The following is a 21,948-nucleotide window of genomic DNA, read 5'->3' as shown; positions in this document are numbered from 1 at the left end:
GTGCCGCTTGTGAGGCGAGTTTCATTGTTTTGAAGACGGCCGGGGGCGCTGCCCCCGGACCCCCGGGATATTTGTGGATAGATGATATGTAAGCCGGGCTTTGGCCCTTAGAGGACGTAGCGTGACAGGTCGGCGGAGCGGGAAAGCTCGCCCAGGTGCTGTTCGACGAAACTTGCGTTAACCTCAACCCTTTCGCCATCGCGGTCAGGGGCGTTGAAGGAAAGGTCTTCGAAGACGCGTTCGATCACCGTGTATAGGCGGCGGGCGCCGATGTTTTCGACCGATTGGTTCACCTCGGCGGCGATGCGGGCGAGGGCCTTGATACCATCCTCGGTGAAGTTAACTGTGACGCCTTCGGTGCCCATCAGAGCGGTGTATTGCAAGGTAAGGGCGTTGTCGGTTTCGGTCAGGATACGGACGAAGTCTTCTTCGGTGAGAGGGCGGAGTTCGACGCGGATCGGCAGGCGGCCTTGGAGTTCGGGCAGAAGATCCGAGGGTTTGGCGATGTGGAACGCGCCGCTTGCGATGAACAGGATATGATCGGTTTTGACGGGGCCGTGTTTGGTGGAAACGGTTGTGCCTTCGATCAAGGGCAGCAAGTCGCGCTGCACGCCTTCACGTGAAACATCGGCGCCGCGTGCATCGGCGCGGGCGCAAACTTTGTCAATTTCGTCAATGAAAACAATGCCGTTCTCTTGCACGGCCTCTAGGGCTGCCAGTTTAACGGCCTCATCATCAAGCAGTTTATCTGCCTCTTCTGACACCAGCAACTCGTGGCTTTCAGCGACGGTTACGCGGCGTTTTTGGGTGCGGCCCATTTTGCCAAAGATCTCGCCAAGGTTCATCATGCCACCCATTTGGCCACCACCTTGGCCGGTTGGGTCAAAGGCGGCAAAAGGGTTGGAGGTGTCGGCAATTTCAAGCTCGATCACGGTATCGTCCAACTCGCCCGCTTTTAGTTTGCGGCGGAACATTTCGCGGGTTTGTTCGCGCGCGTCCTTGCCGGCGATTGCCTCGATCACGCGGTCTTCGGCGGCGAGTTTGGCGCGGGCATTAACGTCTTCGCGCATATGGGCGCGGGTGTCGATCATCGCGGCGTCTACCAGATCGCGGATGATGCTATCGACATCGCGGCCGACATAGCCGACCTCGGTGAATTTGGTTGCCTCTATTTTCAGAAAGGGCGCACGGGCGAGTTTGGCCAGACGGCGACTGATTTCGGTTTTGCCAACGCCGGTTGGTCCGATCATCAGGATGTTTTTCGGATACACCTCATCGCGCAGATCGTCGCCCAGCTGTTTGCGGCGCCAGCGGTTGCGCAGGGCAACGGCGACGGCACGCTTGGCCTCTTTTTGGCCGATGATAAAGCGGTCGAGTTCGGATACGATTTCGCGGGGGGTAAGATCAGTCATGGATCACCTTGGCATAGGGCGGCAAACGGGATTTGCCGGGAAAGTTGGGTAAAAGGCGCATCAGGCCGATGCGCAGCTGGGTCCAGAATGTGCCCAGCAGGGTCAGGCCAAGGCCGACGATGAACAGCACCAAGGCCCAAGATCCGGGCGAGGTGGGGTCAGTCAGCACATAGCTAATTAGGAAAATCAGGTAGCCGATGCCAGCGGTCAGGAATGAGCGGCGGTCGATCACCAGCGCCAGCACGGCAACCAGCGCGAGCGACACGGCCAGCAGCGCATAGCCCAACCCAGCGCCCATGTTGTAAAAAGTCAGCGCCACGGTATTGACCAAGGCTGGTGCGGCCAGGATGTGCAGCCAAAACCCCGAGGCGGCGTTGCGACCAAGGCGGTGCGGGTCGCGCATGTCAAACCACAGAGCTGCCGTCAGTGCGATTAGGCCAAATATGAGCGTGCCTAACGGCAGGCTGGAGCCAGTGCGCAAATCAAAGGCGCGTCCAAGGTTGCCAAAGCCAAATCGTGTGCCATCAAGGTTGCCCGAGATCGACATTGCGATGCTGAACCCTGCAAGCCCGACAAGAAACATGGTAAAGGGCAGACGGAACTTGCGATACCATAGCAACAAAAACCCGATTGTCCCCGCGAGGGTAAGGCCGATGGGAACAGCCGTCATGACTGGATTAGGCATGACCAGCGCGAGCAGCCAGAACACCCCCACAGCGCAGGCCGCAGCATAGGCGCAGACCAGCACGATAGACGGCAACATCATCCGGCGGTTTAGCGTGAAATACCGTGCAAGCCACCAAGCCATAACAGCATAGGCGGCGGCGGCCAGCCCATTGTTTTCAATAAGCATTGTCAGACCAGCGATACCGGCGATCAGGATGCACAGACCCACCGCCACGAAAATCTCGGCAAAGCCCTTGAACAGCTCAAAGGGTTCATCCTCGGCAATGCGAAGGCCGGCGCGGGCTTGGGCTGTTGCCAGCAGGCTGGCGGCCTGTGCCTCGGATATTGTGCCCGCAGCGACGGCGGCGCGCAGGTCATCGGCAGAGATATCAGCCACGGATGGTTTCCACCGTAAGGTTGCCGTTGGTATAGACGCAAATGTCGGCGGCAATTGCCATGGCTTTGCGGGCGATATCCTCGGCGGGCAGGTCGGTTGTCATTAACCCCCGCGCGGCGGCTAAGGCAAAGTTGCCGCCCGAGCCTATCGCCGCGATGTCATGTTCGGGTTCCAGCACATCACCGGCGCCCGTAATCACTAACAAATCGCGGCCATCTGTGACGATCAGCATTGCCTCAAGATTGCGCAGGTATTTGTCCATCCGCCAGTCTTTGGCCAGATCAACGCTTGCGCGGGCCAGTTGCCCCGGCATTGCCTCTAGCTTTTTTTCCAGCCGTTCCAACAAGGTAAAGGCATCGGCGGTTGATCCGGCAAAGCCGCAGACCACATCACGCCCACCGGGGGACAGGCGGCGCACCTTGCGGGCCGAGCCTTTGATAACCGTTTGGCCAAGGCTAACCTGGCCATCGCCAGCCACCACAACCTCACCCCCGCGCCGCACTGCCAGAATGGTTGTGCCGTGCCAACCGGGGAATTTATCTTCTGCCATGATCGCCCTCCGTTTCAGTGCTATATATGGCGAGGTGAGGTGGGCAGTACAAGCCAACAGCGAAAAAGGGCGGACCAATCAGGCCCGCCCTTTGGTTTTTAGCTTGCGAGCAGCGCCGCGATGACCTGTTCTGCGGCCTCTTCGGCGGTCAGTTCAACGGTGTTTACCGTGATCTCGGGTGCTTCTGGTGCCTCATAGGGGCTGTCGATACCGGTAAAGTTTTTCAGATTGCCGGCACGGGCCTTTTTATACAGACCCTTTACGTCACGCTCTTCGGCCACAGCCAGCGGAGTGTTGACGTAAACCTCCATAAACTCGCCCTCGTGCATCATTTCGCGCACCATCCGGCGCTCGGCGCGGAAGGGCGAGATAAAGGCGGTTAGCACGATCAGGCCGGCGTCTGTCATCAGCTTGGCGACTTCGCCCACGCGGCGAATGTTTTCCACGCGGTCGGCATCGGTAAAGCCAAGGTCGCGGTTCAACCCGTGGCGCACGTTATCGCCATCCAGCAAGAAGGTGTGTTTGCCCATCGCATGCAGTTTCTTTTCCACGATGTTCGCAATGGTCGATTTGCCAGAGCCGGACAGACCTGTAAACCACACCACCTTTGGTTTTTGCGTCTTGATCGCGGCATGGGCGGTGCGGTCAACATCCAGCGCTTGCCAGTGGATGTTCTGGCTGCGGCGCAGGGCGAAATGCACCATGCCGGCGGCCACGGTCGCATTTGTCATCCGGTCAATCAGGATAAAGCCGCCCAGATCGGGGTTTTGCGCATAGGATTCAAACGGAATCGCGCGGTCGGTGGAAATATTGACCACGCCAATCGCGTTCAGCCCCAAGGTTTGCGATGACAGATGTTCCAGTGTGTTGACGTTCACCTCATACTTCGGCTCGGTTACGGTGGCGGTCATGGTTTGCGTGCCGATTTTCAGCAGGTACGGACGGCCGGGCAGCATTTCGGCCTCATCCATCCAGACCAGAGTTGCCTCAAACTGATCGGCAACCTCACAGGGCGCGTCGGATGCAGTGATAACATCGCCGCGTGAGCAATCCACCTCATCCGCGAAGGTCAGAGTGATCGATTGGCCCGCAACTGCGAGATCAAGATTGCCGGTATAGGTGACAATCGATTTCACGGTTGTGGTTTTGCCCGAAGGTAGCACGCGGATCGCATCACCCGGCGCGATAGAACCCGAGCCGATTTGCCCCGCAAAGCCGCGGAAATCGAGGTTAGGGCGGTTCACCCATTGCACAGCCATGCGGAACGGCTCATCCGCCATTTGCGTTACGTTGATCGGCGCGTCTTCGAGGTGGCCCAGCAGGGTAGGGCCCTGATACCACGGCATATTTTCAGACTTGGTGACGATATTGTCGCCCGCCAGCCCCGAAATCGGCATCGGCAAGAACGACTTCATCCCGATTTTCTGGGCGAATTGCGAGTATTCTTTGACGATTTCATAGAACCGCTCGGCAGAGTAACCGACCAAATCCATCTTATTCACCGCCAGCACGATGTTTTTGATGCCCAGCAGGTTAACCAGATAGGAATGCCGCCGCGTTTGGGTCAGCACGCCTTGGCGCGCATCAATCAGGATTACGGCGAGGTCGGCGGTAGACGCACCGGTGACCATGTTGCGGGTGTATTGTTCATGGCCTGGGGTATCGGCGACGATGAACTTGCGTTTGTCGGTGGCAAAAAAGCGGTAGGCCACGTCGATCGTGATGCCTTGCTCGCGTTCAGCGGCCAGACCATCGACCAGCAAAGCAAAATCGATGCCCGCACCTTGGGTGCCGTGGGATTTGCTGTCATTTTCAAGGCTGGCAAGCTGGTCTTCAAAGATCATCTTGCTGTCATAAAGCAACCTGCCGATCAGCGTCGATTTGCCATCATCCACCGAGCCGCAGGTGATAAAGCGCAACATGGTTTTGTGCTGATGCTTGACCAGATAGGCGTCGATATCCTCGGCAATCAGGCTGTCGGTCACATATGTGGGGTCTTTGGGTGTAAGCGTAGACATCAGAAATACCCCTCTTGCTTTTTCTTCTCCATGCTGGCGGCTTGGTCGTGGTCAATCGCGCGGCCCTGGCGTTCGGATGTGGTTGTCAGCAGCATTTCCTGAATAACCTCGGGCAGGGTGGCGGCCAGGCTTTCGACAGCGCCGGTCAAAGGATAGCAGCCCAGCGTGCGGAATCGAACCGATTTCATCATCGGCACCTCGCCTGCCTCAAGCCGGAAACGGTTGTCATCGACCATAATCAACATGCCGCCACGTTCGACCACAGGGCGGGGGGCCGAGAAGTACAGCGGTACAATTTCGATGTTTTCCAAATGGATATATTGCCAGATGTCCAGTTCCGTCCAGTTTGACAGTGGAAAGGCGCGGATGCTTTCGCCTTTGGCTTTGCGGGTATTGTACAGCTTCCACAGCTCGGGGCGCTGTTGCTTTGGGTCCCAGCGGTGATTGGCTGACCGGAATGAGAAGATCCGCTCTTTAGCGCGGGATTTTTCTTCGTCGCGACGCGCGCCACCAAAGGCCACGTCGAATTTATACTTGGTCAGGGCCTGCTTCAGGCCTTCGGTTTTCCACATGTCGGTATGGGCCGCGCCATGATCGAACGGGTTGATGCCCTTTTCCAAAGCCTCGGGGTTTTGGTAAACGATCAGATCCATGCCCGCGTCTTTGGCTGCTTTTTCGCGCAGCTTGTACATTTCCTGAAACTTCCATGTGGTATCGACATGCAACAGCGGAAACGGCGGCGGTGCAGGATAAAATGCCTTTTTTGCCAAATGCAGCATGCAGGCAGAGTCTTTGCCAACAGAATATAACATCACTGGGTTTTCGGCATTGGCAACCACTTCGCGCATGATGTGGATGCTTTCAGCCTCCAACCGCTGAAGATGGGTCAACCGGTTTGGCGAAATCGTCTCGGAAGATGGCATTGTAATACCCTTTTGAACTGGCTGGCCCGTACTTGCCAAAAACATGCGTCAGCTTAAAGGCAATAATGCCAATTTGCCCTGAATTATAGTCGCAAAACCGAGGATTGCTGGTCCTGATCAGCAGGCCTTTTTGACGGCTTGTACCACAGTGTTCAAAACATGTTCCAGTTTGGCTGGATCTTCGTCTTCGGCCATGACGCGGATCAGGGGTTCGGTCCCTGATTTGCGGATCAAAAGCCGACCGCTGCCTTCCAGCATCTTTTCGCAGGTCTGAATGGCGGCCAGCACTTCATCAGACTCGAGCGGTGCGGTGCCTGCGGTAAAGCGCAGGTTGACCAACCGTTGCGGAATAGGTTTGAACACTTTGGCAAGCTGGCTGGCCTTTTTGCCGGTTTCGACCATAAAGCCCAGAAACTGCAACGCTGCGATCAGGCCGTCACCAGTGCTGGTGTGGTCGGTCATCACGATATGGCCCGATTGTTCGCCGCCAAGGTTGAACCCGCCAGCCTGCATCCGCTCGACCACATTGCGGTCGCCGACGGCAGTGCGTTCCATCGCGATACCTTGCGATTGCAAATGGCGTTCCAGCCCAAGGTTGGACATGACAGTTGAAACAAGGGTTTTTCCGGCCAGCTTACCCTCTGCCGCCCAGCGCGTCGCGATCAGCCCCATGATCTGGTCACCATCAGCCACAGCGCCGGTTTCATCAATCAGGATAAGGCGGTCTGCATCGCCATCAAGGCAAATCCCTATATCGGCGCGGGTTTCCAGCACTTTGCGGGCCGCCGCCTCGGGGTGGGTAGATCCACAATTGGCATTGATATTGGTACCGTCAGGATCAACACCGATCGGAATCACATCGGCCCCCAATTCCCACAATACCGCAGGCGCCGTGCGATAGGCGGCACCATTGGCGCAATCAACCACAATGCGCAATCCTTCCAGCCGCTTGCTGCCGGGGAAGGTGGTTTTGGCATATTCGATATAGCGCCCACGGGCATCCTCAAACCGGCGTGCGCGGCCAATGTTTTCGGGCGCAGCCGGTGCCACGCCCGACTCGAGCAGTTGGGAAATCGTGGCTTCGGCCTCATCCGATAGTTTATAGCCATTGGGGCCGAAAAACTTGATGCCGTTATCTGCAGCCGGGTTGTGGCTGGCCGAGATCATCACCCCGACATCGGCGCGCAACGAACGCGTCAGATAGGCAACAGCTGGCGTAGGTACCGGGCCGAGCAAAAACACATTCATACCGGTTGACAGGAACCCGGCTGTCAAAGCGTTTTCGATCATATAACCGGAAAGCCGCGTGTCCTTGCCGATAACGACGCGGTATTCGTGATTGTCGCGGCGAAAATACCGGCCCGCCGCAGCACCAAGCCGCAGGGCCACCTCGGCAGTCATCGGCCAGCTATTTGCCCGCCCGCGCACACCGTCCGTTCCAAAAAGCGTCTTTGTCATGCTGCCTCTTTTTGCGTGCCGTCCCGCAAAATCCTTGCCAGGAAGTCGCCGCATTTGCCTATTTTTCTTAGAGATTAATTAGAGCAGACACTGCACTGTGTCTAGTGTGCTGCGATCCTTGTGCCACTTGTGGCCTGTTCGTAAAAATTTCCGTGCAAATGCGTCAATGCTGTGCGCCCATAGCTGAACACTGTTGCATAGACGATCCAAGCGATTTATACGCGCCTTGCATGCCCCAATAGCTCAGCAGGTAGAGCAACTGTTTCGTAAATAGTAGGTCGGCGGTTCGAATCCGTCTTGGGGCACCATCTAACTTTCCCAAGCTTTAGTGAAACGAGAAGGTTTGCGAGGAAGCGGGTTTCAATTTTTAAAAACGGGCTGTCGGCGAAACAGGCTTTTGCAATTTCGGCGGGTTTGCCTGTTCTAATTTAAATCGATTACGCCCCGAAGAGCAAAACTGCCAAGGGGACAGGGCAAACCGCAATTGCGACTGTAAGCAGGGTTGGAAGCGGCATGAAGATGCCGCTCATACCAGCGAGCATCATTATTCCGCCGCCGCCACCGATTATGGCATTGCCCGGCGTATTTATCAGCACCGCCAGCGCGATGTAGCGGTACCTTAACGCAAGGTCCAGCATGCGCGGTGGTGCTCTGTCGAGCAGCAAAGCCAAACGCTTGTGTTCGGGGGTGGCCGCTGCACGCGTGACAAGGGCGCTGGCTTTCTTCAGGCGCAAAAACGCAAGCAGTCGCGCCAGCAGGTCTATGGGCAGCAACCGGCCAATGCTAAACGCCAAGAGCAAAGAGATAATGGTTGCGCCATAGATCAACGGCGCGATGTCGGCGCCAAAAGCGGTCAGCATCGCAATCCCAATTTCAGCGCCCGGAACAAAGGGCAGGGCTGTAAGTACGATATAGGCGACCACCCCAAGCACCACAGCGCGGTGCATGGCCTGTTCGTTCTCGGGCGCAATTGTGAAGCCGAGTGTTTCGCGGACAAGATGCGCGGCCCAGGTTGCGCCGATTAAAATTGCAAGAATGACCACAATCCGCAGCGCAACTGCAGGGGCGCTATGTTTGAATGTGGTCTCATCAGAGGAGCGCTTCATTCTTGGTCGGTCTTTGCAGCGCGGTCCGTCATAGCAAAGGCATGGCGGTTCAGCATCATATCCAGTGACCAGCCGCCCGAAAGCACGCCAAAATCACGCTTGGCCACAGCGAATTCCCAGCCCCCTGCTTCCAAAGCCAACGCAGAATAGGCAGCAGCTTGCAAGATTGGTGTCATCCCGTCCTCGTAAAATCAGAGGCGCTGTGCTTGCGCTTTCCGTCCGAGCTTAACACAATTGAAGGCAAGTCTTGCTATCAAAAGAGTCTACAGGACGTTGGAGTATACAAGCTGAGCATTCGGAACAGGGCCAATGCAGCGCGCAATGCGGAAAGCCGAGTGAGGCATCAGAAAGCCAAATTTCAAACGATCGCAAAGTCTGGGCAATGGTGAAAGACGCATGATAGGGCCGGTCATTTTGGGCGCAACAGGGCGGGTAGGGCAGGCGCTGGCGCGGGTCTGGCCGACATCTGCACCACGCGCGATTTGGCAGCACCGCCGTGGGGCCGAGGCTGGCGCCATTGCCGCGTTTCCCGGCGCATCGCTGCTGTGGGATATTCTTGGTGGCCCAGCCCCTGACATGCCGCAGGGGATAAACACTATGTTCGTGCTGGCAGGTGTCACCGGCCACGACAAAGCCGCGCTGGCACAAAACAGGCCTCTTGCACTTGCGTCGGTCAAGGCGGCGCGGGCGGCGGGCATTCCCCGCGTATTGATCGCTTCGACGCAGGCTGTCTATGGCAACAGTAAGGTGCCTGTGTCTGAGAGCGATCCTTGCCGTCCGGCATCTGCCTATGGAATTGCCAAGCTGGAAATGGAGGAGGCAATGGCGCCTTATCCTGAGGTGACATGTTTGCGGTTGGGCAATGTTGCGGGAACGGATACGTTGTTTCAAACGGCTGCGCGTCAGGCTGTCACGCTGGACCGCTTTTCGGATGGGACGACCCCGCGGCGCAGCTACATTGGCGCGGTGGTGTTGGCAGATGTTCTGCTTGCGCTAAGTAATCCGGCACTGGTTTTGCCACCTGTTCTGAATGTGGCCAATCCCAGAGTATTGGAAATGGGCGAAGTAATGAAGGCGGCCGCGCTTGATGTATCTTACCGCAAGGCGCCTGCGACCGCATTAGCGGTTCTAGAGATGAACGTGTCGCGCCTTTTGGCTCTGGTGCCGCTGGCTGCTGTGGATGCCGGCGATCTGGTTGCGCAAGCCCGCAAGGCCGGATGGCGGCCTGCAGGTAATCAAATCGCCCCCCTAAACTGAATTGGCTATGCAGTCGGTTTGCCTGGCGAATTTTCTGCTGCCAAGGCGGCTTAGCCGAACAGGAAATTGTCAGGGCCAAGATCTGACAGGTCTGTCGCAAGCAGGGTGACCGCGCCTCGGTTCAGGTTTATCACCACGTCGTCGCCTTGCTGGGACATGTGCAGTGTTTGAAAACTGACCGCTGAGGTATCAAACTGGACGAAGTCTTCGGCAGGGTTGAAATCGGTTATCCGATCCGATCCGGTGTGATTGTAATAGAAAAAGAACGTATCGGCCCCCGCGCCGCCCGAAAGCCAATCATCGCCAGAGCCGCCGGTTAATAGGTCATTCCCGTTCCCGCCGTACAAAATGTCGGCATCATCGCCCGCTATTAAAGTATCATTGCCCTCGCCGCCGTACAGCACATCATTGCCTTCAGCGCCGCCGATCATGTCGTTGCCATTGTCGCCGTAGAGGGTGTCATTGCCAAAGTTTCCCCAGACAAAATCGTCACCGTCGTCGCCATGGGCCAAATCGTTGCCCCAAAAGCCGCCCACAGTATCTACCCCGTCGCCGCCATAAAGCGTGTCATGCTGTGCGCCCCCCCAGACGGTATCATTCCCCGCGTCGCCATACATCAGATCGTTGTCTTCGCTGCCGCCCATCATGTCGTTACCGGCACCGCCATACATCAGGTCATTGCCGAATCCGCCCCAGATTTCATCGTCGCCATCCCCTCCGTATAAGGCATCAACCCCATAGCCCCCGCTGATGGTGTCATTTCCGCCTTCGGCGTAAAGCGTGTCATTGCCATTGACACCCATCATCAGATCATTGCCGGTGCCGCCATAAAGAATGTCATCGCCGTCACCGCCGGTCAGTGTGTCATTATCATCCCCCCCTAGCAGGCGATCATTGCCGCCTTCGCCATAGAGATCGTCAGCACCGGCACCGCCATCCAGGTAATCATTGCCGCTATCGCCGATCAGCGTGTCGTTGCCCGCACCCCCGTTTAGGGTATCATTGCCAGCGCCGCCCGTTATCCAGTCTGTTCCACTATTGCCTGCAAGCAAGTCGTCAGTACTGTCACCGACCAAAACAACGTTTTCAACAGGAACGGGGTCCGGTTCGTCGGATGCGAAAATCGGTATCCGGTCAGGCCAGTCAAAGTTGATACCGAACAGCGAATTGCGGGTCAGTGATGTTCCGTTATTCGTGCGGACATCAACGATCGTATCACGCAATTGAATTATCGCGCCCAAGCTGTTGGAGGTGATGCTGAGCTGTTCGACCGAGCGCAGCAGGAAAAAGGATGAGAGATCAAGCTTGTCCGCGCCGACTGTGAAATCGCGGATAAGGGTGGTGCCGCCGGTCTCGGATAGCACAAAGATATCGGCACCATCGCCCCCTGTTAGCCGTGCATTCTTTGCCCCCACAAGAATGTCGTTTCCTGCCCCGCCCCGCAGGGTGTCGTCTTCTCCGGCCACCAAAAGATCATTGCCGTCGCCGCCCAGCAGCGAATTCGGGGCATCGCTATCTCCGCGCAGGGTGACACCCAGATTGGCCAGATCAACAAAATACTGTGTAATGCCGCTATCGGTTCCGCTGCTGACAAAGATTTGCAGCGCATTGGCCAACACCGCAGTTTCGATGCTGACTACATTCATCAGGCCGGCGCCGACGGTTTGGCTTATCGTTTCAAGGTGAAGCAACTTGCCATCTGGCAAAAGCGTGAACAAGCTCAGCCCGTCATCGGCGCCGCCTGCCACCACAAAAACCCGGTCCCCGACCTGTGCGACGGAAACGGCATTTACACCGCCAAAGCGGGTACCAAGCGTATCAAGAACGTGGTCGACCGTCTTCAAACGGCCCGTTGCATCTATTTCGAGGACGCTCAGGGAATCACTGCCGCTGCTGCCCAAAATGACCCAAGTTTTGCCAAAGGCAGTCACGGTTTCAAACGCGGTGGGGGTGTTGATGCCCAGCCCCTGTTCGCCGCCGACTTCCATTACGCGTGTAAGCGCGCCGCTGTTGGTGTTAATGCTGTAGCTGCTGATGCTTTGTGTGCCGTATTGCGCTGACAGCAAAAAGCTTTGACTGCCGATTTTGACAGTATCCAGCACCGAGACGCTATTCAGGGTGATTTGCTGGGCAGTAACTGCAGTTGCCGTATGCAGCATCACCTGCCCGCTGCCCTGAGCGACGCTGTAATAAACGGTTCCGCCGGTCAGTTGGGCAGCCGCAATCACATTGCTGCCGCTGGTTGCGTTGGTTCCCGAAGTCGTTGCAAAATTTCCATTGGCGTCAAGGGTATAGTGCATCGTTGCCGTGCCAATCCCGACAGCCAGCGCAATCGTGCCATTGGCCCCACCGCTCGCCGTTGCCATCCCGCCACTGACGCCGTTGCGTTGGTTAATTGAAAAATATTCGGTGTCTGCTACGCCACTTACAACACCGTTTGTCCCGAGCCGATACGCGGCCAGCCCGCCATTCACCCCGGTCAAAGACAACAAATAGCTGTGACCGGCCAAATCGACAACTTGCAGCTTGCGGATGTCACCATCGAGCGCCACGTCTCCGGTAACCACACGTTGTCGATACGCCAGATACATTTAGCCCAACCCTTGCATGTTCAGTGATTCAGTTTGACAGCGCATCAGGGATCGAAGGGGACAGAAAGCAGGCGGAAACAGGCCGCTTTCTCCTCTTTTTAAGTGCCTTTTCATTAGTTTTTAACGCTTGGGATGGCACCTTCGCTTGGCAGGTGCGCGCCCGAAGGCGTGCGATTTGAAAGGGCAGGGATGAAGTTTCTGACTGTGGGTGCAGGGCTTAGCGGCGCGGTATTGGCGCGGGGTTTGGCGCAGGCCGGACATATGGTCACTGTGATCGACAGCCGTCATCATGTTGCGGGAAACTGCCATACCGAACGCTGCACCGAAACCGGTGTGCTGATACACGCCTATGGCCCGCATATTTTTCACACCGATGACGCAGAGGTGTGGGCCTATGCGAACAGATTTGCGCGGTTCATGCCCTTTAGCAACCGCGTCAAAAGCACTGTCGACGGTGCTGTTTATTCCTTGCCCATTAACTTGCATACGATCAACCAGTTTTTCGGCAAGACGTTTAGCCCCAGTGAAGCGCGTGCCTTTATTGAAACCACTCAGGCTGACCGATCGCTGACCAACCCGCAAAATTTTGAAGAACAGGCGCTGCGGTTTATCGGGCGCGACCTTTATGACGCGTTTTTCAAAGGCTATACCGAAAAGCAATGGGGCTGTGCCCCCTCTGCATTGCCTGCCGCAATCCTCAAACGGTTGCCCCTGCGGTTCAATTATGATGACAGCTATTTTTCGCACCGCTTCCAAGGCATTCCCGAGCAGGGGTATACGGCGATGGTCACGTCAATTCTGAACCATGTGAATATTGATGTGCATTTGGAAACCGCCTTTACCCGCGCTATTGAGGCCACAGTCGATCATGTGATTTGGTCAGGACCATTGGACAGCTATTTTGGCCACCGGCTTGGGCGGCTTGGCTATCGCACACTCGATTTCGAGCGCTTTGTCGCGCAAGGCGACTGGCAGGGATGTGCGGTAATGAATTATGGCAGCCGTGATGTGCCGTTTACCCGCATCACCGAACACAAACATTTCGCCCCGTGGGAAATGCATGACGCCACTGTTTGCTACCGCGAATATGCCCGCGACTGTGGCCCGACAGATACCCCATATTATCCGATCCGTCTGGTTGCGGAAAAGGCACTGCTTGGTCAGTACCAGGATTTGGCAGCGGCTGAAAAAAATGTAAGCTTTGTCGGGCGGTTGGGAACCTATCGCTATCTGGATATGGACGTAACCATCCGAGAGTCGCTGGATTTATTGCCACTGCTGTTGGCGCGCTTCGGCCATGTTGGCGCAGGCCAAACCGCGCGAACAACCCACATCGGCAACAGCCTAAGGATATGACATAGCGTTATAGGTATTCTTGCGTCGGAAATTGGCAAACCGCCTTATTTTTTTCCTTGGCTTTGCCCGAGGCCGCCCCAGATTTTGAAAGATTTGACAGGTCGGATTACTGCGTCAAAATGTGCTTTGCGGGTAGACCATGGTGACAAAGCCTTTTGTTTTCATTTGAAACGTTGAATGCTTCGGATGCGGGAAACAATGGGCTGGATACTGCAAATGGTGAATGATCGGTTCAAAGTCGTCCTTTTGCTTGTTGCGGCGTCGGGTTTGTGTTTGGGGCTGGCCAGCTATTTTTCGGGCTATCCTGATATTGCAAACGTCATTTGGTTTGCCTCGGTGGTTCCAGTGCTGGCGGCGCTTTCAATCGAAATTTTGCGCAGCCTTTCACGGGGCGAGTTTGGGCTTGATATTGTCGCGGCACTTTCGATGACGGCCGCGCTGGTGTTTGGCGAGGAATTGGCCGCCGCGGTTGTGGCTGTGATGTATTCCGGTGGTACATTTCTGGAAAGCTTTGCCGAAGGTCGCGCGCGCCGCGAAATGCATGCGCTATTGGCGCGGGTTCCGCGGATAGCGATGCGGCACAGAAACGGCGGGCTGGAAGAGGTCTCACTTGATGAAATTGGGCCAGATGACGTGCTGCTGATCCGCAAAGGTGATGTTGTTCCGGTGGATGGCAAAATCGCGTCGCTTGCCGCCTTTGTTGACAGCTCGGCCCTGACGGGTGAATCGCTGCCCGTGCGCCTGTCGCAAGGCATGGAGGCTATGAGCGGGTCTACAAATGCGGGTGAGCCGTTTGATCTGATCGCGCTTCGCCGGGCCGAGGAAAGCACCTATGCCGGGATTGTGCGGCTGGTTGAAGCGGCGCAGCGGTCCAAGGCGCCGATGGCGCGGTTAGCGGATCAATGGTCGCTGGGGTTCTTGGCGGTTACGGTTGCAATTGCCTTTGCCGCCTGGTGGTTTACGGGCGACCCTATTCGGGCGGTTGCGGTTTTGGTGGTGGCGACGCCTTGCCCGCTTATTCTTGCTGTACCGGTGGCCTTGGTTGCGGGCCTGTCGCGCGCTGCCCATTTCGGGGTTTTGATCAAAGGCGCAAGACCGCTTGAGGCAATGGTGCGCATTCAGACATTGATCCTTGATAAGACCGGAACACTGACGGACGGCCGCCCCCAGATCGTGGCGATTAATTGCAACGCGGGTTTTGCCGAAAGCGACATTTTGCGGCTTGCGGCTTCGCTCGATCAGGCCTCGAAACATCCTGTTGCGCAAGCGGTTGTTCAGGCTGCACGGGCGCGGGGTATTGATTTGGCGGTGCCGTCCGAGGTTGCCGAGATTGCAGGCGAAGGGGTTATCGGGCGTGTCGACGGCCATAATATCGTTGTGGGTGGTGATGGATTTGTCGCGGGGCGCATAGGCCAAAAGCCCGGCGATCATTCGGCGCTTGTTGCTGGTTCTGTTTTGGTGGCCGTGGCGGTCGATGGACAGATGATAGGGCATCTTGTCATGGCAGATCCCTTGCGAGAGGGCACGCGCGATATGCTGGCCAAGCTCCGCCATGAAGGCATCGCGCGCATTTTGCTGGCAACAGGCGACCGTGTCGAGGTTGCCAGGCGGGTAACAGACGGTCTTGGTCTAGACGGCATTCATGCTGGTTTGACGCCGGACCAAAAGGTTCTGCTTGTTCTTGTAGAGCGCAAGAATGGCCCGGTGATGATGGTGGGAGATGGCGTCAATGATGCGCCTGCGCTTGCCGCCGCAGATGTAGGGGTGGCAATGGGCGCCCGAGGGGCCGCGGCATCGGCAGAGGCTGCCGACGTAGTTTTGCTTGTCGACAGAATAGACCGGCTTGGTTTGGGGATGGAAATCGCAAAGGCCTCGCGCCGAATTGCCCTTGAAAGCGTGGTGGCCGGGGTAGGGTTTTCTATTGTCGGCATGATCGCGGCTGCCTTTGGGTATTTGACCCCTGTCCAAGGTGCGCTGCTGCAAGAGGCTATCGATGTGGCTGTTATCTTGAATGCGCTGCGCGCCTTGCATGTCGCGCCCAACAGGGATGCAATTTTGAATCAGGCCGCCTGATCAACGCCCGGTGATCGCACCGGGATCGAGGACCGAACAGAAGAACTATTGGCTCGCGCCAGCTGAAACGCTAGCTGCATTCACCGCTATAACCTGCGTTTGACGAAATCAACAGTTGACCAGTGTTGCGAATGGTCCGGGTCAAAGATCACACTGCGCCCTTCTGAAACCAAGGCGAGGTATTTGCGGTATTCTTCGGCATCGTTGAAGTGCTGGCCGCGCATGACTTCGGCTTGCGCTTTGCGTCGAAAATCCGCGTTATATTTGAAATGGGCGAACAGCAACTCGCGCTGGGCGATGCGCACATCGCCGACGAAATGCAGCCCCGCAGAAAGCCGCATCCACGGTTGATAGCGCAGCAACGCAAGCTTTTGCGCCACAAACAGGCTGCGATGAGAACCTTTTATCAACCGGTGCCGCAGTGCCGAGGTCCAACAAGGTTGGTTCGAATAGGGACCATGCGTCAATGTGTTGGACAAGAAAGGAACGCTATCGGCAAATCCGGCCTGATCAAAAGGCGAGCCTGTGGCAAAATCGGCCTCTTCCAGCGGCCCTTGCGGATACATATCAAGCATGAAGATACGGGCAGCATCGACATCGGCAAACGCAGGCTGTCTCAGCAGTTCTGGCAATGTCTGGGATTGCCTTTCTTGCCAAACCAGCAGTTCATCGGCATCTGCCACCAAAGACCATTTCCCGACGCGAAAGGCCGACATCATGGCCTGTTGCCACGCGACGCCGTAATGCGACAACTTGTAATCTGTATCGACCGAAAACAGCGTCACATCGGGTTGCTGGGCCAGATACTCCAAAGTGCCATCGTCCGAACAATTGTCCGCGATCAGGAATGCCTCGGCGCCCAGTTTGCGGTAGTGGTTCAGAAAATGCGGTAACATGAACATCTCATTGCGCATGCAGGCCACCACGGCCACCGCTGCATTGCGGGCATTTTCTACGCTCTGCTCGGTGCTGATAAGTTCCAGCGCATTGCTTTGGTAACCCAGTTTTACATCCTGATAGCTGGGCCAGATTTTGCGTGGCCAGAGCCCGGGTTTATCCAGCCGTGCCAGCGCGTCGGCCTGATCGAGATGGGTATCCAGATGCACCAGCTGCAAAGGCGCGGTCTGGCTGGGGTGGAAACTGTTGTGCCACAGGGCCACAGGGATAGCGGCGCCATAAGTTCGGCGGCGCATGGAAATGCGGTAGTCTTGTTCATTTGGCCGGATGTCGCGCATCGCCAGCAAGTCGCCCAACATCTTGTCTTCCATAAACGACGTAGCGATCAGTTGCTGCCCTTCGGCGCTATCGGCGGCCTCCAGCGCTGCGGCCATGGCTGTGCGGCTAAGGGCATAGCCGGTACCGCCATCGGCATACTCGCTCGGCTCGGGCGATTTATCCAGATCAAGCCGACCCCGCTGAGAGCTGGATTTGCCTTGATGCCATTTGCGATCCATCTGTCCAACGGCACGATAAAGGTATCGACCGTAATAGTCGAACTTGCGGTAACTGAGCGATTGGAAAAACAGAGGGGCGTTCAGAAAGCAATCATCGTCGATTTTCAGCATGTGCCCGTAGCGGGTATTGTTATGGACCCATTTAATGGCGGCTAAGGTCTTTTGCGGCAAGCCTTCGTAATCATCGGGCGCATCAAGGTGCACGATGTCGTTGGTTCGTGTGCCATCCCCGCCACCGACAACCACAACATAAGGCACGCCCAGATCCACAAGCCGGCCAAGCCAGCCTGCGCGCATAGCGGGGATGCGGCTATCAAGGTATGGCACACAGGAAAACACGGTGACGATCGTGTCAAACAGCGGGTGCCCGTCAGGCAGGCCACCGTTGTCAGCAACGGGGAACATGGCGAGAGGAATGGCAAGATCATCGACAAGTGCTTGCGCCGCAGGCAGCAAATCGGCACGATCTGTCAGGCGGCGCAAAGGTTGGTACAGGGCGGGCGCGGAACGCCAGCTTTCAGGCGGGGCGGCGCCAATTTGCGCACTGTCAGCTGTGGATATACTGTCAAGCATTGTGACCGTTGTTCGAACCCAATCGCAGAAAACCTCTGCGCGGTCAGGGCTGGTATCGTGCAAGGCGTCTATTATCGACACTGCAATACCCAGCCCCAAATGATGCGAATCTGCATCCGAGATCTGGCCAAGACTGTCGGTCAAGGCCGCCGCCAAGCTATCTTGCGATGGGTCTTTCAATAGCGCCAAGGCTTGCTGTGTCGCATGTTGTTGGGTTTCAAGATAGGGCGCGCGCGGGGTTTGCGGATAAAGATCGGGCAAAGCCGTGCGCGCCATTTCGGCGACCTGTGGCTGAACCGGCGCGCTGCCCGGAAAGGCCATATGCCGCAGAATATTGCGGCCAAGTGTATTGCTGTTGGGGGTGAGCAGAGCGCCCAGATCGGCCGGGGCAATCGCACCTTCGCTGGCGGCGGGTAGGCCTGCGGGGCCAAACAGTTCGCGGCGCATTCGGGGGGCATCGACGGCTTTCTCAGTCTCGAACAGGCGCAGCGCCTTGTCCTTTTGCGCCGCGTCTGCGTGATCTGATGCAATCACGGCAAAGGCCGCTTGGGCCTGCAACAGGTCGAATGGCAAATCAGATGCCCCCGCCAGCTCGGCCCAGAACTGGCGTGACAGGCCATAGATCTGTACGCAGATGGCCACAGCATTTTGCTGCTGATCCGGCATCAGGCGGTGACGCTGAAGGATCAGTGCAGCGGCGGTGCGGGTCAGCTCATGGCAGTGCAATCGGTCCCAGTAATTGTCCACGCGGGCCCAGAGAAAGGCGCAAAAAGCATCGAACATATAGCTGCGACTGCGTGCCGGTGTTTGGGGCTGCGAAATGCAGATACGCACGGCCCATGCGATGGCCGGTGTTACCAGCCAGTCGGTTGTGGGTTCTTTAAGGGTTGTCAGGTCTTTGGCGGCCTGATGATAGCGTTTATCGGCCACCAGATAGGGCAGGTTAGCGGAAACCGCCCAGCGGCTGCCTGCATGCGGCAAGGGCAGCAAGCCCCGCGCTTTGGCAAGCTGGAAAAGACCTTCGAAATCACGGCCTTGGGTGCAGAAATGCTCGGCAAGCTCTAGAAACAGGGGTGCCTGCGCCGCGGGCGAAACTTGCATGAGCGCCAAAACAGCAAGCGGATCAGGCCGTTGGGCCGGCGCCACCGATTGGCTTTGGGCCAGACGGGCGACAACGCTTGCGACCTCTTGGTCAATCGGGTCGTGTAAGCTGGGGGGGGGCGTAAGTGGTGTGGGTGGCTGCGAAATCGGCCCCGCGTCGTCATCTTTCACAAAGCTTTGAACATCATATTGGGCGGCCAGCCTGTCCAGATGTGTCAGCGCGGGCACCGAAAGCAATGGTCGCAAATTGGCATAGCGGACGTGTTCGATCAGGGTAAGGCACAAGGTGCTGTCACTTGGTGCAAGCGGCAACAACAGCAAAGCCTCGATCCGCGCGGCAAGGCAGCTGCGGGTTAACGTCAACCGATCCGTTCTCGCGCCTTGAACCAGCTCTAGCGTCAGGCCTTTGTCTGCGGACAAGTCGCGCCAAAGCGAGGCTGGAACCAGAGTGGTCGCTGTGCCCTGTGGCGCCGTGATGAGGCCTAGCTCGGCAGGCGGCTGGTTTGCATCACAGGTCAGCGAATGCCGTAAGGCGGTTGGGCTCGGGCTGCGTAAACGCAGGGTAAGGCGGCTGTCAAAGACCAACGCGGCCTGCGGCATTTGCGGCAGCAAATGGATGGGCATAAAGCCGCCATTGGTGTGGAAACCTTCGATCATCCCCAGTTCGGCAAAGCGGGCATCTTTGTGTTGGCCTTGCGTGCCAAGGTTAAATATCTCGGCCCCATCCAAAAGGACGCGCACGCAATGCGGGCCAAATTCAAGGGTAACTTCAGCGCTGGTTGAAGGCAGCGTCACCGCACGGCGGATTTCGGCTTTCCACTGACCATCCGGACCTTGGCTGTTGCATACCGCAAGTCCCTCGTTTTGGCGCAACGACAGGTGAAACAGCACCTGATCACGTCCTGCAGCTTGAAAATATATATTGGCGTAGGAGCTTAAATGAAACTTGGCCCGCAGTATCAGCAGCCCGTGATCTTTCAAATCAAAGGCGTGCAAAGGCCTGCTTTCTTTGGCGGGCAAGGTGGCGGATGCACGACGGTTGATTGCGATTCTTCCGATCCGCCCCATACGTCCTAACACTACCCCTATTGGGTCCAGCATTCGCGCCAGCCGGGGCCCGACAAACGGGTCAAGACCGGCATCCCGGTTTGCCCCATAGCCGTGCCACAGCGCGGTACAGGCAGCGCCTGCCAGCATTTGCCATCGAGACAGACGGCCTGTGTAGTCGCCGAAATAGACCTGTTCGCGCAGCGCACGGGCGAACAACCTGCGCTGCCAACCCTCCGGCAAGCGTGGTGCATTGCCTTGTGACATGACGCGCCCCACGGCCTGCACAAGTGCTGAATGTCCGCGTGCAAGGGCAAGTGCCCCCCACGGGATGTGCCAGCGCTCAAAGCCATCATCGCGCATTGCTATTAATGCGCCTGCATGGGGAATATAGGTGGCGCGCGCCGCCAGCAGGGCCACGTTCAGACACAGCGCCCAATCCGGACGCGGGCCGCTGGTGAAGCCCAGCCGATGTAGACCAAGGAATGCCCGCAAGAAAATCTTGGCGCTGCAATGGGCTTCAAGGCTGATTGCCTGCGCAGGTGTCAGCATTGACAACCCCGCAGGCGGCGCGCCAAGCGGCCACGGCCCCATATCAAGCATACCATTGTGATAGCTGGTCTGGTCTGTATCGCGATGGGCCAGTTGCATTTGGGTTATGCCAAACGCGGCCTCTGTGTGCAGCATTGCCTCAGTGCGTTGCAGCAAGGTCCAGGGTGTCAGGGCATCACCCGTTTGAACAAACATCACATAGGTTCCGCGTGCCTGTGCCAGCCCGTGGTTAAAGCCTGCACCTTCGCCTTTATGTGGTGCGCATATGGTTTGCCAATGGCTTGGCATGTCAGGGTAGCGTGCGACCAACCTGCGCCGCGCGGCTTTGCTTTGGCATACAATCAATGCCTCAAAGCCTGGCGCGGTTTGATCGCGCAGGGCAACAAGACTGCGATCAAGCGCTGCGCGATCTTTGCCATCCCAACTCAGGACCACGCTAAGCGGCAGCGATCCTGCCATCTCTATGGCCCAGCTGCGACCGATGCCGGCGTCCCAGTCGGGGCTGTATGTCAGACCATGCTTTTGCAAGAAAATCCGCGCGGCATCGGCAAAGCGTGCACGGCGGTCGGCATCTGCGATGACAGTGCTGCGTTCAAAGATCAAGCGGCTGGCGATGCGCGCAAAAGCGGTTTGCCCGCCGGGGCGGGTTGCGGTGTCAAACTGCCGCCCAAGGGTTTCAAGCACGGCAAACTGGTCGAAAACACGTTCATCGTCTTGTGTGGTGATCTGGCCTGTTCGCCCGCGGGTTTGCAGGTACAGTGCCTCGGGCAGATGCAGGATGTGATCGGCGCGCGCGGCAGCACGGTAGAAGAAGCCATGATCCTCGAACCAAATGCCTGTATCAAAGCGCAAGCCCTCGATCAGCGACCGGCGGTAAAGTTTGTTCCACGCCGAAGGAAAGTGGACAATCACGTCGCACCAGTTGTCTAGCGGATAGCGTCTTAGCGCGGTATGCTGGCCCAGATCTGCATGGCCGTGGATGGCAGAATGCCTGCCGCCGCTGCCGTCTGCCGCGTTGAATTGAATTGCGCAGGCCACCCAATCGGCGCCCGAGTCTTCCAGCACCTGCCACATCCGCATAAGGTAGTCGGGCATAACCCGGTCATCACTGTCGACAAAGGCGATATAGCTGCCTGTTGCGTGGTCCAACCCGGTGTTGCGGGCCGCCGCAAGACCAGCGTTTTCTTGCCGGATCAGGCGAAAGCGCGGGTCCCCTTGGGCAGCCGCCAACGCAATGTCGCCGCTGCCATCGGTTGATCCGTCATCAACCAGCAACACCTCGAATTCGGTCAAGGTCTGGGCCCGCACGCTTTGGATGCAGGCAGCCACATGTGCTGCAACATTGTATATCGGGACAATCACCGAAATACGCGGCGCGCAACGGATGTTAGAGGCAGATATTGTCATTGTGTGA

13 protein-coding genes and 1 tRNA gene are annotated in these 21,948 nt (G+C 57.3%); 4 read left to right on the top strand and 10 right to left on the bottom strand.

The features are described 5' to 3' along the window. Positions 1 to 107 precede the first annotated feature (107 nt). The 6 genes from hslU to glmM all read right to left on the bottom strand — a co-directional run bounded on the left by hslU (position 108) and on the right by glmM (position 7,424). Complete coding sequence (gene hslU, locus AKU79_RS15330; protein ID WP_050524455.1) at positions 108 to 1,412, bottom strand: ATP-dependent protease ATPase subunit HslU; 1,305 nt, start codon at positions 1,410 to 1,412, stop codon at positions 108 to 110. Beyond that, a complete protein-coding gene (locus tag AKU79_RS15325) occupies positions 1,405 to 2,475 on the bottom strand; it encodes a hypothetical protein (protein WP_050524454.1) in 1,071 nt (356 codons plus the stop codon). The genes hslU and AKU79_RS15325 overlap by 8 nt, the downstream gene beginning before the upstream one ends. After that, positions 2,468 to 3,025 carry an ATP-dependent protease subunit HslV gene (gene hslV, locus AKU79_RS15320; RefSeq protein WP_050524453.1) on the bottom strand — a complete coding sequence of 186 codons (558 nt, stop codon included), beginning with the start codon at positions 3,023 to 3,025 and terminating at the stop codon, positions 2,468 to 2,470. Before hslV ends, AKU79_RS15325 begins: the two co-directional genes overlap by 8 nt. Positions 3,026 to 3,123: 98 nt before the next feature. Then, the gene (gene cysN, locus AKU79_RS15315) at positions 3,124 to 5,043 is read right to left on the bottom strand and encodes a sulfate adenylyltransferase subunit CysN (protein WP_050524452.1); all 1,920 of its coding nucleotides are present in this window, start codon (positions 5,041 to 5,043) and stop codon (positions 3,124 to 3,126) included. After that, positions 5,043 to 5,966: a sulfate adenylyltransferase subunit CysD gene (gene cysD, locus AKU79_RS15310; RefSeq protein ID WP_050524835.1), complete on the bottom strand. Its 924-nt coding sequence runs from the start codon at positions 5,964 to 5,966 to the stop codon at positions 5,043 to 5,045. Before cysD ends, cysN begins: the two co-directional genes overlap by 1 nt. Before the next feature lie 117 nt (positions 5,967 to 6,083). Further along, positions 6,084 to 7,424 (bottom strand): phosphoglucosamine mutase, encoded by a 1,341-nt coding sequence (gene glmM / locus AKU79_RS15305; RefSeq protein ID WP_050524451.1) that lies wholly within the window; start codon positions 7,422 to 7,424, stop codon positions 6,084 to 6,086. A 232-nt stretch (positions 7,425 to 7,656) separates the two neighbouring features. On the opposite strand from glmM, the gene AKU79_RS15300 reads away from it, so the two are divergent. Next, positions 7,657 to 7,732: transfer RNA gene (locus AKU79_RS15300), tRNA-Thr, on the top strand. 129 nt (positions 7,733 to 7,861) lie between these two features. Here AKU79_RS15300 and AKU79_RS15295 read toward each other — a convergent pair. Together AKU79_RS15295 and AKU79_RS15290 are read right to left on the bottom strand one after the other, a co-directional pair. After that, positions 7,862 to 8,530, bottom strand: a complete 669-nt coding sequence (locus AKU79_RS15295; RefSeq protein ID WP_050524450.1) for a hypothetical protein — start codon at positions 8,528 to 8,530, stop codon at positions 7,862 to 7,864. Further along, positions 8,527 to 8,706 carry a hypothetical protein gene (locus AKU79_RS15290; protein ID WP_050524449.1) on the bottom strand — a complete coding sequence of 60 codons (180 nt, stop codon included), beginning with the start codon at positions 8,704 to 8,706 and terminating at the stop codon, positions 8,527 to 8,529. Before AKU79_RS15290 ends, AKU79_RS15295 begins: the two co-directional genes overlap by 4 nt. Positions 8,707 to 8,926: 220 nt before the next feature. Here AKU79_RS15290 and AKU79_RS15285 point away from each other — a divergent pair, with 220 nt between their 5' ends. Continuing rightward, a complete protein-coding gene (locus AKU79_RS15285) occupies positions 8,927 to 9,787 on the top strand; it encodes an NAD-dependent epimerase/dehydratase family protein (protein WP_050524448.1) in 861 nt (286 codons plus the stop codon). Positions 9,788 to 9,837: 50 nt separating this feature from the next. On the opposite strand, the gene AKU79_RS15280 is transcribed toward AKU79_RS15285, so the two are convergent. Next, positions 9,838 to 12,378 carry a calcium-binding protein gene (locus AKU79_RS15280; protein ID WP_050524447.1) on the bottom strand — a complete coding sequence of 847 codons (2,541 nt, stop codon included), beginning with the start codon at positions 12,376 to 12,378 and terminating at the stop codon, positions 9,838 to 9,840. A 189-nt stretch (positions 12,379 to 12,567) separates the two neighbouring features. On the opposite strand from AKU79_RS15280, the gene glf reads away from it, so the two are divergent. Continuing rightward, positions 12,568 to 13,734 (top strand): UDP-galactopyranose mutase, encoded by a 1,167-nt coding sequence (gene glf, locus AKU79_RS15275; protein ID WP_082224072.1) that lies wholly within the window; start codon positions 12,568 to 12,570, stop codon positions 13,732 to 13,734. Positions 13,735 to 13,920: 186 nt separating this feature from the next. Further along, positions 13,921 to 15,807: a heavy metal translocating P-type ATPase gene (locus AKU79_RS15270; RefSeq protein WP_231580206.1), complete on the top strand. Its 1,887-nt coding sequence runs from the start codon at positions 13,921 to 13,923 to the stop codon at positions 15,805 to 15,807. A gap of 86 nt (positions 15,808 to 15,893) precedes the next feature. Here AKU79_RS15270 and AKU79_RS15265 read toward each other — a convergent pair whose 3' ends face one another. Continuing rightward, complete coding sequence (locus tag AKU79_RS15265) at positions 15,894 to 21,941, bottom strand: glycosyltransferase (protein WP_050524446.1); 6,048 nt, start codon at positions 21,939 to 21,941, stop codon at positions 15,894 to 15,896. Positions 21,942 to 21,948: the final 7 nt, after the last annotated feature.

Source organism: Pseudorhodobacter wandonensis (genome assembly GCF_001202035.1).
Classification (GTDB): Bacteria; Pseudomonadota; Alphaproteobacteria; order Rhodobacterales; family Rhodobacteraceae; genus Pseudorhodobacter; species Pseudorhodobacter wandonensis.
This window is presented reverse-complemented; position numbering and strand designations above follow the sequence as displayed.